This is a genomic window from Rhizobium sp. AG207R (assembly GCF_027109195.1).
GTDB classification, from domain to species: domain Bacteria; phylum Pseudomonadota; class Alphaproteobacteria; order Rhizobiales; family Rhizobiaceae; genus Rhizobium; species Rhizobium dioscoreae.
The window spans coordinates 62,039-74,852 of sequence record NZ_JAEPVT010000011.1 but is presented as its reverse complement, the minus strand read 5'-3'; the positions used below and the strand labels follow the sequence as shown (position 1 = coordinate 74,852).

The window sequence follows — 12,814 nt, the reverse complement described above, 5'->3', positions numbered from 1 at the left end:
TAATCCATGAAAAGCCCTCGCATTGCACAATGAACACGTGCGAGATCATCGCTCGCCATTGTGTGGCTACGACCGGATCTTTTGACCATCAAGGTAACCGTGCTCGTAGGCTTTGGCCAGTTCGCTATTGTCAGGATAAGGGTTCTTTTTATTCTCGGCTTCACATTTTCCCGCCTTGACTCCCTCTTCATACGCTTCCTTTTCACTTTCTGAAGCGGGAAGACGAGGCGATTGCTCGGGGTAATATTGTATCGGATTCGGCAGCCCAAGCGCGGGTGCGAAAAGCGAAGCTATGATTGGCTTTTGCGGGCACATGATGAATTCCTCCTGATATTGAAACGCCATTTGCGATGGACGAGTTCCCTGGAGCCGTCTCATCATTGGCGCGCTGCCATCCGCGCGATAGCGCCGGCCAACACAAGCCAAGGGCGCGTGGTCCGCCCATGGGGTGCATTCTTCCTTGACCGAGGTGCACCTTCGTTCCTAGGGATAAGATACAGTAATCAACCGACTTACGCTTTTACATGAACCTTCCGTTACATGCCGAGGGTTCGCGCGACGACTGCCTCATTGTCCCGACACATGGCCGCCACCATCGACGACATTCCTATTGTGAAACTTTTTGAATTTTAGTCCGTTGTCGTGCTTATGACCGACGCTAAATCCAATCCGAAATCGGTCGACGGCGCCAAGTCGCCTGGGCGTGAGAGGTCGCGCCGGGAGAAAGCTCCGACTATTGATGTCGAGCCACCAGCAAATATCATTGAATCCGATCCGGACATGACGCCCGAGGAGGCCGAACGGGCACGCAAAGGGTACTTGCTTGCACGTTTCTGGATCAGCGCGCGTGGCTACTGGAGTCGCCGCGGAGATGGCTTCGCGTGGCCGTGCACGATCGGACTACTTGCGCTGATCGGCCTGAACGTCTGCTTCCAGTATGGCATTAACATCTGGAACCGCGCGATTTTTGACGCCATTGAGCAACGCAACGCCCACACCGTTTATGTCCTGAGCGCGGTGTTTCTGCCGCTGGTGCTCGGAAGTGTCGCCCTTGTCACGGTACAAGTCTACATTCGCATGATGATCCAGAGACGATGGCGCTCCTGGCTGACGACCGGGCTCATCGCTCGCTGGCTCGCGAACGGCCGTTATTATCAGCTGAACCTGATCGGCGGCGAAGGCCACAAGAACCCCGAGGCGCGTCTCTCCGAGGATTTGCGCATCGCCACGGAGTCCCCGGTCGATTTCCTGGCCGGCGTCATTTCCGCGTTCTTGTCGGCATCGACCTTCATCGTCGTCCTGTGGACGATCGGCGGAGCCCTGACGTTCCAGATCGCTGGTTCAGTCATCACAATTCCCGGCTTTCTTGTCGTCACCGCGGTTCTCTATGCCGTGGTCACGTCCACCTCGATGGCAGTTATCGGCCGGCACTTCGTCGAGATTTCCGAGGTCAAGAACCAGGTGGAAGCGGAATTTCGCTATACGCTGACACATGTGCGCGAAAACGGCGAGAGCATCGCATTGCTCGGCGGCGAAGAGGAGGAGCGTAATGACCTCGAACGAACTTTTGGCAATGTGCTGAGGCAATGGGCGCGGTTGGCGCATCAATACATGCGCACGACGCTTATCTCGCAAGGGTCGATGCTGATCGCGCCCGTCGTGCCGGTCCTGCTTTGCGCACCGAAATTCCTCGAAGGCAGCATGACGCTCGGTCAAGTGATGCAGTCTGCCTCTGCCTTCGCCATCGTCCAGAGTGCGTTCGGATGGCTGGTGGACAACTATCCGCGGCTTGCCGACTGGAATGCCTCCGCACATCGCGTCGCATCGCTCATGACGTCACTCGACGGATTGGAGCGTGCCGAAAAGAGCGATTCCCTCGGACGCATCAAGCAGGGTGAAACAGAAGGCAAGGTGATGCTGTGCTTAAATAATCTTTCCGTGACGCTCGACGATGGCACCTCCGTGGTCAGGGAGACGGAGGTCGAGATCGAGCCGGGCGAACGCGTGTTGGTCGCCGGAGAATCCGGCACGGGAAAAAGCACGCTCGTACGGGCCATTTCCGGTCTTTGGCCTTGGGGTCATGGCAGCGTCAATTTTCATCCCGGTAGCCGATTGTTCATGCTGCCCCAGCGACCCTATATCCCATCGGGCACACTTCGCCGGTCCGTGGCCTATCCGCGAGCGGCCGAGGACTGGACGCTGGATGAGATCAAAGCGGCCCTTGAGAAGGTCGGGCTTGACTATCTCAACGACAGAATTGAGGAAGATGCGCCTTGGGACCAGACGCTCTCGGGCGGCGAGAAACAGAGGCTCGCATTCGCGCGTCTTCTGCTACACGATCCCGATATCATCGTCCTGGATGAGGCCACATCAGCGCTCGATGAAAAAAGCCAGGACAAGATGATGGAGATGGTGATCCGCGAACTGCCGAAGGTCACCATTATCAGCGTCGGGCACAGAGCCGAGCTGGAGGCCTTCCATAGCCGCAAGATCACCCTTGAGCGACGTGAGGGTGGCGCGATGCTTGTCAGCGACATTGATCTCGCCCAGCGCGGGAAAAGACGGAACCTGCTTTTGCGCCTCTTGGATGACCAAAGGCCCGCAGCAAGAGGCAACTTGGCTCACGGGAAACAGCGCCGTTAGGAAAGACTGACATTTGCCTCATCATCAGTCCGGTGGCACCGAGGGCAACACATGATCTTTCGTGTAGTCTGATAGAGCACATGGCCGCTAGGAATATGGCTGTCATTACAAAGTCGGATCGAGCGCGTCGTGCTCGCCCATCACGCTTCAAATATTTGGATACCGCTTTCTTTAAGCGCGGCGAGGAACGCGGCTCTTGCTACCAGGGCCTCCACGTGACCTTGGTGCGCACTGATCAACGTTCGCTTCGCATTCTTGAAGGCGATCCCGTGCGACTTTGCGGGCCAGTTCCGCAGCAGGTAATAGGTGGCGGTCTCCGTGTTGGCGATCGTCAGGCGCTGACCGGGTTTGCGCGTCTCGACGGTGATTGGCTTGTTCCACAATTGTTGTGTCATGATTGTCCTCTTGCGGCGAAACGGCACCGCGATCCGAATGTTCCGCCGAGGTTGTCACCAAAGCCGCAAGCCAAAGCCACCCAAGCTCGAGCTTTCACCTGAGCGAACTCGGCGGAGCCTTTCCCCGCCACATGGACCGTGATCATTCCGACCGAACGGTCGCTCTGACCGACAGGCAAATCCTTGGCTTCAAAGGCGGGCACCAAATCTAACATTCCTTCACCACTCACAGCGGCTATTTTTCCGCTCGTTGCAAGAGAACGCGCATCTCCTCGAATCGTCGCTTGCGGTCCGCATCGCTCTCATTCGCCGTATAACAAGTGGTTGATACGCAAAACTTAGCGAGATTATGGGGTTTGTCGGGCTTGTCGAATTCACATTCGAAGGTGTCGGTCATTTCCGCGGGAGATGTTCCCTGACGGGTGGAATAGGCCATGCGCACACCGGGCGGTTTCAGTTCCGGAAAGGATTGGATAGCGCCGATCGCGAGGCTATCCGACAGGAAGAAGTTCTTGGCTACGATCTTGCAGGTTGCCTCAAGATCGGCCGACTGCGCGAAAGCCGCTGCCGGCATCAGCGCGAGGCCGAATAGAATCAAAGGTTTGATCACGGTAAGCTCCTTCAGCGACGTTTCCGCTGTTTCAGAACGCAAACAACAAAGAAGGGAATGCCGATCGCGTTGCAAAGTTCCTTTAAAGAGCCCGCTCGGAGTAATCAAAGTTGCGCCATGCCGACACAGTCCGACAAGGCTTACCCACCGCAAAAAATAGCTGCGGCATGTTGGAAGCTCACGGCCGAGCCTTCAGTCGGATGCCCGTGCGACTGAAGTCCAATGCCGGAACATGGGGGCTGTCACCTTGTTCGTCCTATAGCGGCGGATAAACGCCGTTATGTATTCAACAGCGAGAAAAGAGAAAATCATGAAGACGACGAACAGACTTGCCGTTCTGATGACGGCGCTTTCAATCGGTGTTTCCTTCGCAGCCATCACACCCGCAAGCGCGCAGGATACCCAGGTCATCCCCAAAAGCGGCACGACGCGCGACAGCAAGCCGTCGACGGGCGAGCAACAGCCACAGTCCGGAACATCCACCAAGGACTTGAAGGGAAATTCAGATAATTCCCCCGGCCAGGCACCGGCCCAATCCACTCAAGGCAATCAGGATTCGAAGTCGAATGGCAGTCAGAACAACAGCTCGACAAGCACCGGAGCAACAGGCCAGACAGGAAGCCAATCCGGAGATCAAACTCAACAAGGCAATGATACCAAGGGAGGATCCAACAACAAATCAGCGTCTCCCCAGTCCCGCGGCACCAACAGCTCGAACGATGAGCAAGGGACCGGTCAAGGTGGTACAGACACCAACAAAGCGGGCTCCGCGGGAAACTCCGGCAGCAATATGAAAGCCCCTAGCGGCACCAAGCAGGATCAACAGACGGACACGACCGGAGGTGAGACGGGAAGCAAAACAACGACAAAAACAAATACGCAGGGCGGCGCGCAAGTCCAGGTCTCCGTTGAGCAACAAACACAGATCCGGCAGGTGGTTAAAGAAGTCCATGTCACCCCCGTTCGCGAGACGGATTTCTCGGTATCGGTAGGTGCTGCCATTCCCCGGAAGATCGTGCTGGAGCCGCTGCCGCCGCGCATCGTCCAGATCGTTCCGCAATATAAGGCGTATCGATTCTTCGTCCTCGCAGACGGGCGGATCGTCATCGTCGATCCCTCGACATTCACGATCGTCTATATCATCGATGCCTAGTTCTGGATGTTTGCGGGCGCCAGAGTTTTCATGGCGTCCGCAAACATATGTCTTGCCCGATGCCGTCAGGCAGGCAAGGCAGAAGTTGCAGGAATTTCGATCCGGCCGCTCATTGCATCAACAGTGGGCGATTGAACGTGTCCGCGGGGCCAAGATCGAGAACGGTCTCGAGAACAGCAGCCGAGGAACCGGGTTTAGCTGCTTGATACATTGAAGCGCATGATGTTCGCAGCCTATACGGTCTGCTTAGGCCGCCAGCGCAACAAATAAGCTTCAAGCGCGGAGGCAAGGCGATTTAGTGTAAAGCCGACGAAGCCGAGCACCAGGACGCCGACCATGACGAGCGCCATGTCGAACCGCTCCCGACCGGCGATGACCAGGCCGCCGATGCCCGGACCGACGGCCAGGAAATATTCCGCGCCGACCGTTGCCAGCCAGGCATAGATCAAGCCGAGATGCACGCCGGTGGCGATCGACGGCATCGCCGCCGGAATATAGATCCGCAATGCCTTCTGCCGCGCATTGAACCTTAGCGCCGTTGCGACCTCAAGCAGTTCGGCCGGCGCCTCACGCATGCCATCATAGGTATTGAGAACGATAGGAATGAAGGCGGCGAGCGCGACGAAGACGATCTTCGCCTGTTCGCCAAAGCCGAACCAGACCGAGATCAGCGGTATCCAGGCCAGAAGGGAGATCTGCTTCAGTCCATTGAAGGTCGGCATGATCAGGCGGTCGGCAATCCGGGAGAGCGCCAGCAGGCTCGCAAAAGCGATGCCGAGCACGCATCCAATCAGGAAGCCGGCAATATTGCGCATCAGGCTGAAACCCAGTTCGCCGATAAGATCATTGTCGATCAGCTCACGCTTGGCCGTGCCGACGACATCCTCTAGCGACGGCAGAAAGCGCGCGTCCACGAGACCCGTCCGGCTTGAAACCTCCCAGGCCACGAGGAGGAGGATCGGCAACGTCATGCCGCGCCGGAAACGTACGAAACGGCTTGCTCTTGCCATTGTCAAAGCTCCCGCCGCTTCCACCGCTGGATCAGCAGTTCGGTGCGATCCAGCCCCTTGTCCATGACGAAGCCGACAAGTCCGATGGCAATCATCGCGACGATGACGGTATCGAGCCAGAACATCTGCCGCCCCCAGACCAACAGGTAGCCGAGCCCTTCGGACGAGGCGAGCAACTCGACACCGACAAGCGATGTCCAGGAATGGGTAAGGCCATAACGGATACCGGTGAATATCGAGGGAACGGCTGCCGGCAGCACGATCAAGCGCAGCGTTTGCCAGCGGCTGAAGCGAAGCGCTCTGCCGACCTCGAGATATTTCGGCGGGACGCCGCGGACCCCGGCGAGCGTGTTCATCGTCATCGGCACGATGGCGCCCTTGGCGATGATGATGATCTTCAAGCTCTCCTCGATGCCGACAAGCAGCATCAAAAGCGGGATCCATCCGAGCGTCGGGATCTGCGCGAAGGCGAGGAAGAGCGGCTTCACATAGTCCTCGACCCTTTCGGAAAGCCCCATGGCAATGCCGAGCAACAGGCCGAGCCCGGCGCCGATGGTAAAGCCAACGACGACACGGCCGAGACTGACCCCGGTGTGATAGAGAAGCTCGCCGCTCAGGATCATGTCGCGGCCGGTCTGGTAGACATAGGCTGGCGGCGGCAGGATCTGCTCCGGCAGCCAGCCCCTGGCGGAGGCAACCCACCAGAGGCCAAACAGGCCAAGCGGAAAGATCAGGCCTGTCACGAAAAGGACAAGGCGCTGGAGCCTTGCTGGCGATAGCGGCAAGCCGGCCCGACCGGTAGTCTCGACAACAGCGCTCACGCCAATCTCCTAATCTTGATCGCGTCTCCGATCAGGAGGCGACCGGCTTTCCGTCGGCGCCATAGGGCTGCCAGAATTTCGTCAGCCCGAGCTTTTCCAGCGCATTGTTGAGATATTTCGGTTCGAACCAGCCGTTAAGGTCGACATCGCGGCGGATCAGGCCATATTCCTTGCTCTTGATCGCCTGCTCCTTGTACTGCGAGACCAGGAGATCGTCGATCAGCGGCGAGTTGCGATAGGTAAGCGTATCGTTGCGGAAATATTCCTCCAGGATCGGAACGGGCGTGCCGGACTTGTGCCAGAGTTCGAAGAGGGCCGCACGGTTCTGCTCTTCCGACGACCACTGCGCCGCCTTGACGAACGCGTCGATGACACGCTGCGTGATCTCCGGATGGGCGTCGATGAAGGCCTCGCGGCCGATGATGCCGGCATTGCGCCCGAAACGCGGATCGTCACCCTTCGTCGTGTAGATGACATCGGCGCTGTCCTTCGCCGCGAGATTGATGAGCTGCGTGTCGCCAAAAGCCGCATCTATGTCCCTGCTGGTCAGGGCCGCGACCGTGCCGGCGGTATCCAGATTGACGACCTGGATGTCACGCTCGGTCAATCCGTGTGCCTGCAAGATCTTGATTGCGGAGAGGTGGCCGTTGGTACCGCGCTGCAGCGCGACCTTGCGGCCCTTCAGATCCTCGATCGTCTTGATGCCGGATCCCTTGGCGACGGCAAGATAAAGCGGCTTGCGCGCGCCGCTCGCCAGCAGAAACTTCGTCTTCAGGCCGGTTGCCCGCCCGATCAGCGCGGGAAGATCGCCCTGATAGGCAAAGTCGAGCTGGTCGTTGGCGAAGCCCTCGTTGACCGCCGGGCCAGCGCCCTTGAAGAAGGTCCATTCGATCTTGACGTTCGGATCGTTGGCGAATTCCTTTTCCAGAAATTCGCCGGCGCGCGCCGTCGCAGCCGACGTTCCCTCCGCATAGGGTTTGTTGTCGACGCCGATCGCGGCGTAGCCAACGTGAATGACGAGGGGATCCTGCGCCCAGGCCGAGGCGGATAACAGGCTCAGGGCGACCGCCGCACCGGCGACCAAGCGGGAAATAATGGACAGTTTCATTTGTTGCTCCGTGATTATTCTGCGGCGACGACCGCGGGCCGGGTTTCAACCGCCGGACTTGTGATGCTCGATGACGGGCGAGGCGTTGACGTCGTGGCGTTGAGGCTCTCAAGAACCCGATTGCGGATTTCGACCAGCTGGGGGGAGGTGCGATCGCGTGGGCGCGGCAAGTCCACCGGAACGATGTCACGGATACGACCCGGCCGGGGTGACATGACGACGACGCGATCGCCGAGATAGACGGCCTCCTCGACATCATGCGTCACCAGAACCATGGTGATGCGTTCCTTCGCCCAGATCGTCTGCAACTCGTCCTGCAGCCTTGCCTTGGTGATGGCGTCGAGTGCGCCAAAGGGTTCATCGAGAAATAAAGCATTCGGACGGTTGACCAATCCGCGCGCGATGCCGGCGCGCTGCGCCATCCCGCCGGAAAGCTGGTGCGGATAGGCCTTGGCAAAGCCGGAAAGCCCGACAAGTTCGAGGTGGGATTCGACGAGCCTGTTCTTCTCTGCCTTGGGCAGCCCGGAATTCTCCAGCCCGAGCGCAATATTGCGGGCGACGGTCAGCCAGGGGAAAAGCCTCGGCTCCTGAAAGACGATGCCACGATCGAGGCTCGGCTCCTTGACGGGCCGCCCCGCGTGACCAACGAATCCTGATGTCGGAAGATCAAGGCCGGCACCGAGGCGCAAAAGCGTCGACTTTCCGCAGCCGCTCGCTCCGACAATGGTGACAAACTCGCCCTCGGCGATATCGAGGCTGACATCGTCGAGCGCGGTCAACGTCTCGCCATTGACCTTGAACTGGCGGGTGACATGGCTGATCTGGAGATGCAGGGAATTGCCCATGGCCGATTACTCCGCAGCAACGGCATGCCGCGCCGGATGCAGAGGCACTCTCAATCCGAGATTTTGGCGCAGTGTCGAACCTTCGTAATCGCTGCGGAAAAGGCCGCGGCGGCGTAGTTCCGGCAGCACATGTTCGACGAAATCATAAAGACCGGTCGGCAGCTGCGGCGGCATGACGTTGAAGCCGTCGGCAGCATCCGTCTTGAACCATTCCTCCATCTGATCGGCGATCTCAGTCGGCGTTCCCACGATCTGCCAATGACCGCGCGCGCCGGCGATGCGCAGATAAAGTTCCCGGATCGTCAGGTTTTCGCGCTTGGCGAGATCGAGCAGCAATTTCTGGCGGCTCTTGCTGCCATTGGTCTCAGGCAGATCCGGAATGGGGCCGTCGAGCGGATATTGGGAGAGATCGACACCGCTTGCCATGCCATTCAGCATTGAAAGGCCGACCACCGGATGGACGAGATCCTGCAGTTCGGCGAATTTTTGCTGCGCTTCCTCGCGCGTTCTGCCGACGACCGGGAAGATGCCGGGCATGATCTTGAGGTCATCCCGGTCCCGGCCGTATTTCGCAAGGCGACCCTTGATATCCGCGTAGAAGGCTCTCGCATCCTCGATGGTCTGATGGGCGGTAAAGACGACTTCCGCTGTACGCGCGGCAAGCTCCCTTCCCGGCTCGGAGGAGCCGGCCTGGACCAGAACCGGGTGGCCCTGCGGCGTGCGCGCCACGTTGAGAGGCCCCCGCACCTTGAAGTGCTTACCCTTGTGATTGAGGATGTGCTGCTTTTGCGGATCGTAATAGATGCCGCTTTGCTTGTTGCGGGGGAAAGCGTCCTCCTCCCAGGTGTCCCAAAGGCCAAGAACGACATCCGCGAATTCTTCGGCCCGTTCGTAGCGTTCGGCGTGAGCGTAATGTTCATCCCTGCCAAAATTGTGCGCTTCATGATCGCTGGAGGACGTGACAAGGTTCCAACCGGCGCGGCCGGCGCTGATATGGTCGAGGGAGGCGAATTTGCGGGCGATATGATAGGGCTCGTTGAAGGACGTCGAGGCGGTCGCCACGAAGCCGATATTCTTCGTCACCGCCGCCAGCGCCGAGAGCAATGTAATCGGCTCGAACTGCGCGACATAACGCTGCGCCGTACGCTGCAACGCCTCAGTGTCATCTCCGCGGGTACCAACACCATCGGCCAGGAAGATCAGATCGAATTTGGCCGCTTCGGCGATTTGCGCCAGCTCGACATAATGGGCGAAGTTGGAACCGGCATCGGCCTGCGTCAACGGATGCCGCCAGGCGGCAATGTGGTGCCCGGTCGGATAAAGGAAAGCCCCGAGCTTCAGCTGCCTTTGTCTGCCCGTCATCGTCTTCTCCATCATCGCTGCGGAAGAAGGCTAAACGTTAAAGATTATAATCTATAGAAATTATATTCTATTTACCGCCGCCACTTCGGATTTGTTCGTCACGCGACATGCCGAACCGGCGGAGATCGTTTCGCGGCAACTGCTCGTAACGGCTGGAAATTGCGGTCGCCTAAGTTTTTCCGATAAGCGGGGAGAAGAATTTCTTCCCGACGGATCAAATAGATATTGCTGGACTTGGGTCTCCAATCACCGAACCCTTCATGCCTCAAAGCGGCGATGCGCCGTTCAAGTCCATGGTCGTGGAGCAGACATGTCTTTCCCATCAGACACATCCGATCCCCTCGTCGCAAAAGCCGTCGAGCTCCGGCGGGCATTCGACCGGGACGCGGTCGAGCGCGACAAATTGGGGGGCAGGCCGACCGAACAGATCCGTCTGCTGAAGGAGAGCGGATTGCCTTCGGCGCAGATTCCGACCCGATATGGCGGTCGCGGCGCTTCCTGGCTCTCCATCCTGCGGGTCGTGCGCGAATTCGCCCGTACCGACGGCTCGCTCGCGCATCTCTTCGGCTACCACCATCTCCCCTTGAACCTCGTGCTCTTTCGAGGGTCCGACGTGCAGAGGGAACGGCTGCTGAGGGCCTCCGCGGCGGGCAATTTCGTCTGGGGCAATTCCGGCAACGCGATGTCGAAAACATCATCGGGACGGCGCATCGACAATGGCTGGCTGATCAACGGCAAGCGCCCCTTTTCCTCAGGTTCTCACATTGCCGACTACATTCAGATCTCCTTCGAAAATGCCGAGGGCGAGCGCCTGACGGCGGCGGTGCCAGCCGGCCGCCAGGGTATCGTCATCGAAGACGATTGGGATGGGATAGGCCAGCGCCAGACCGGCAGCGGCACGGTCAGCTTTCACGACCTCGAGATTGGGGATGACGAACTCATCAGTTCCCCGGCGGTCCCGCTGACACCCTATACGTCGCTGACCTCCCTGCTGCAGCAAAGCGTGCTGCTCAACGTCTTCGTCGGCAGCGCCCAGGGCGCGCTGGAAGAAGGCCGGGCTTACACGACGACATCGTCTCGGCCATGGATCTATTCCGGCGTCGACAAACACACCGACGACCCCTGGATCAAGCGGCAATATGGCGATCTCTACATCCGCACGCTCGCTGCCATCGAGCTCGCCGACAAGGCGGCGCTGAGCCTTGATAAGGCCTTTAACCAGGGACCGGGCCTGACGCATGAAGATCGTGGCGCCGCCGCCATCCATATAGCCACGGCCAATGTCTATGCCGGCGAAGTCGGGCTTGCCGTCTCCAGCGAGATCTTCGAGGTCATGGGCGCGCGATCGGCAACGACGGCAAACGGTTTCGACCGCTTCTGGCGCAACGTGCGGACCCATACGCTGCACAATCCCGCCGAGTACAAGAAGCGCACGCTTGGCACATGGCTGCTGACGGGCGAGTTCCCCGTTCCGGCGATGTATCGCTGAAAGGACATTCCATGGCTAGACGCAAGGATCAGATCAAGCTCGGCGCCTTCCTGCTCTTCACCGGCCACCATGTCGCCGCCTGGCGGCATCCGGAAGCATCGGTGGGTACCGACTTCGAGAACTATCTCGAGCTCGCCAAGCTCGCCGAAGCCGCCAAGTTCGACACCATCTTCTTTGCCGACGGTGTTGCCGCTCGTCTGAGGGACCTGGATGCGGCAAGCCGGAAGGCGCATAGCGGCATCTATCCGTTCGAACCGATCACGCTGCTCTCGGCGCTTGCCAGCGTCACCCGCAATATCGGCCTGATCGCAACCGCCTCAACAAGTTTTTCCGATCCCTTCAACCTCGCGCGCCAGTTCGGTTCACTCGACCGCCTAAGCGGCGGCCGCGCCGGCTGGAACCTCGTGACCTCCTCCGATCCGGACGCCGCCTTGAACTTCGGCCATGACGCGCAGGTTCTGCATGCCGACCGCTACGACCGAGCCGAAGAATTCGCCGATGTCGTGCTGGGCCTCTGGGACAGCTTCGAGGACGATGCCTTCATCCGCGATCGTGAGAGCGGCCGGTATTTCGATCCCGGCAAACTGCATAGGCTCGACCATAAGGGGCGCCACTTCAAGGTGCGCGGGCCGCTGAACATTCCACGTTCGCCGCAGGGGCGGCCGGTTGTCGTGCAGGCCGGAGCCTCCGAGCCCGGCAAGGAACTGGCCGCGCGCACCGCCGAGGCGATCTTCGCCGCGCAGATCACGCTTGGCGAAGCAAAAGCCTTCTATGCCGACGTCAAGGGCCGCCTCGGCAAATATGGCCGTTCGCCCGACGACTTGAAGATCCTGCCGGGAATCTTTCCTGTCGTCGGGCGAAGCGAAGCGGAAGCCGAAGACAAATTCCAGGCCCTGCAGAACCTCATCCAGCCGGAAGTCGGTCTTAATCTCCTCTCGCAATTGACCGGCGTCGACTTGAGTTCCTATCCGCTTGACGGTCCCGTGCCCCCCGAGCCGCCTGTCACCAATGCCGGCAAGAGCCGCCAGGAACTGGTGCTCGATCTCGCGCGCCGCGAAAACCTGACCATCCGCCAGCTCTACCTGCGCATTGCGGGCGCACGCGGCCATTGGCAGGTTGTTGGGACGCCCGCACAGATCGCCGATGTCATGGAAGAACGCTTCGAAAACTTTGGCGCCGACGGCTTCAACATCATGGCGCCCATCATGCCCGGAGGCCTTGCCGATTTCATCACGCTTGTCGTGCCGGAACTGCGCCGCCGCGGCCTGTTCCGCAGCGACTATGAAGGCGCGACGCTGCGCGAAAATCTCGGGCTCAGGCGTCCGGCCAATCGTTTTTCCGCAGGCAATGCGGTCGCGGCGCAATAGGAGAAGATCAA

12 protein-coding genes are annotated in these 12,814 nt (G+C 59.5%); 4 read left to right on the top strand and 8 right to left on the bottom strand.

Features of this window, described 5'->3' with window-relative positions:
• Nucleotides 1-66: 66 nt before the first annotated feature.
• Nucleotides 67-315 (bottom strand): hypothetical protein, encoded by a 249-nt coding sequence (locus JJQ51_RS24665; protein ID WP_269245438.1) that lies wholly within the window; start codon nt 313-315, stop codon nt 67-69.
• 333 nt (nt 316-648) lie between these two features.
• On the opposite strand from JJQ51_RS24665, the gene JJQ51_RS24660 reads away from it, so the two are divergent.
• A complete protein-coding gene (locus JJQ51_RS24660) occupies nt 649-2,643 on the top strand; it encodes an ABC transporter ATP-binding protein/permease (RefSeq protein ID WP_113388799.1) in 1,995 nt (664 codons plus the stop codon).
• Between the two features lie 140 nt (nt 2,644-2,783).
• Here JJQ51_RS24660 and JJQ51_RS24655 read toward each other — a convergent pair whose 3' ends face one another.
• Nucleotides 2,784-3,038: a DUF982 domain-containing protein gene (locus JJQ51_RS24655; protein ID WP_113353456.1), complete on the bottom strand. Its 255-nt coding sequence runs from the start codon at nt 3,036-3,038 to the stop codon at nt 2,784-2,786.
• Between the two features lie 235 nt (nt 3,039-3,273).
• Nucleotides 3,274-3,648, bottom strand: coding sequence for a hypothetical protein (locus JJQ51_RS24650; RefSeq protein ID WP_112721678.1), 375 nt, complete (start codon nt 3,646-3,648; stop codon nt 3,274-3,276).
• Nucleotides 3,649-3,958: 310 nt separating this feature from the next.
• Between JJQ51_RS24650 and JJQ51_RS24645 the strand changes: the two genes are divergently transcribed.
• The gene (locus JJQ51_RS24645; protein ID WP_269245437.1) at nt 3,959-4,801 is read left to right on the top strand and encodes a DUF1236 domain-containing protein; all 843 of its coding nucleotides are present in this window, start codon (nt 3,959-3,961) and stop codon (nt 4,799-4,801) included.
• Nucleotides 4,802-5,034: 233 nt separating this feature from the next.
• Here the strand turns inward: JJQ51_RS24645 and JJQ51_RS24640 are convergent, their stop codons facing one another.
• Genes JJQ51_RS24640 through JJQ51_RS24620 form a run of 5 tightly spaced genes read right to left on the bottom strand, consistent with a single transcriptional unit; the run spans nt 5,035 to nt 9,947 of the window.
• A complete protein-coding gene (locus JJQ51_RS24640; RefSeq protein ID WP_113353459.1) occupies nt 5,035-5,811 on the bottom strand; it encodes an ABC transporter permease in 777 nt (258 codons plus the stop codon).
• A 2-nt stretch (nt 5,812-5,813) separates the two neighbouring features.
• Nucleotides 5,814-6,632, bottom strand: coding sequence for an ABC transporter permease (locus JJQ51_RS24635; protein WP_269245436.1), 819 nt, complete (start codon nt 6,630-6,632; stop codon nt 5,814-5,816).
• 31 nt (nt 6,633-6,663) lie between these two features.
• A complete protein-coding gene (locus JJQ51_RS24630; protein ID WP_269245435.1) occupies nt 6,664-7,740 on the bottom strand; it encodes an ABC transporter substrate-binding protein in 1,077 nt (358 codons plus the stop codon).
• A 14-nt stretch (nt 7,741-7,754) separates the two neighbouring features.
• The gene (locus JJQ51_RS24625; protein ID WP_269245434.1) at nt 7,755-8,585 is read right to left on the bottom strand and encodes an ABC transporter ATP-binding protein; all 831 of its coding nucleotides are present in this window, start codon (nt 8,583-8,585) and stop codon (nt 7,755-7,757) included.
• Between the two features lie 6 nt (nt 8,586-8,591).
• The gene (locus JJQ51_RS24620) at nt 8,592-9,947 is read right to left on the bottom strand and encodes an LLM class flavin-dependent oxidoreductase (RefSeq protein WP_269245433.1); all 1,356 of its coding nucleotides are present in this window, start codon (nt 9,945-9,947) and stop codon (nt 8,592-8,594) included.
• Nucleotides 9,948-10,257: 310 nt separating this feature from the next.
• Here JJQ51_RS24620 and JJQ51_RS24615 point away from each other — a divergent pair, with 310 nt between their 5' ends.
• Both JJQ51_RS24615 and JJQ51_RS24610 read left to right on the top strand, forming a co-directional pair.
• Nucleotides 10,258-11,436 carry an acyl-CoA dehydrogenase family protein gene (locus tag JJQ51_RS24615; protein ID WP_269245432.1) on the top strand — a complete coding sequence of 393 codons (1,179 nt, stop codon included), beginning with the start codon at nt 10,258-10,260 and terminating at the stop codon, nt 11,434-11,436.
• An 11-nt stretch (nt 11,437-11,447) separates the two neighbouring features.
• Nucleotides 11,448-12,803, top strand: a complete 1,356-nt coding sequence (locus JJQ51_RS24610; RefSeq protein WP_269245431.1) for an LLM class flavin-dependent oxidoreductase — start codon at nt 11,448-11,450, stop codon at nt 12,801-12,803.
• The last annotated feature ends 11 nt before the right edge of the window (nt 12,804-12,814 follow it).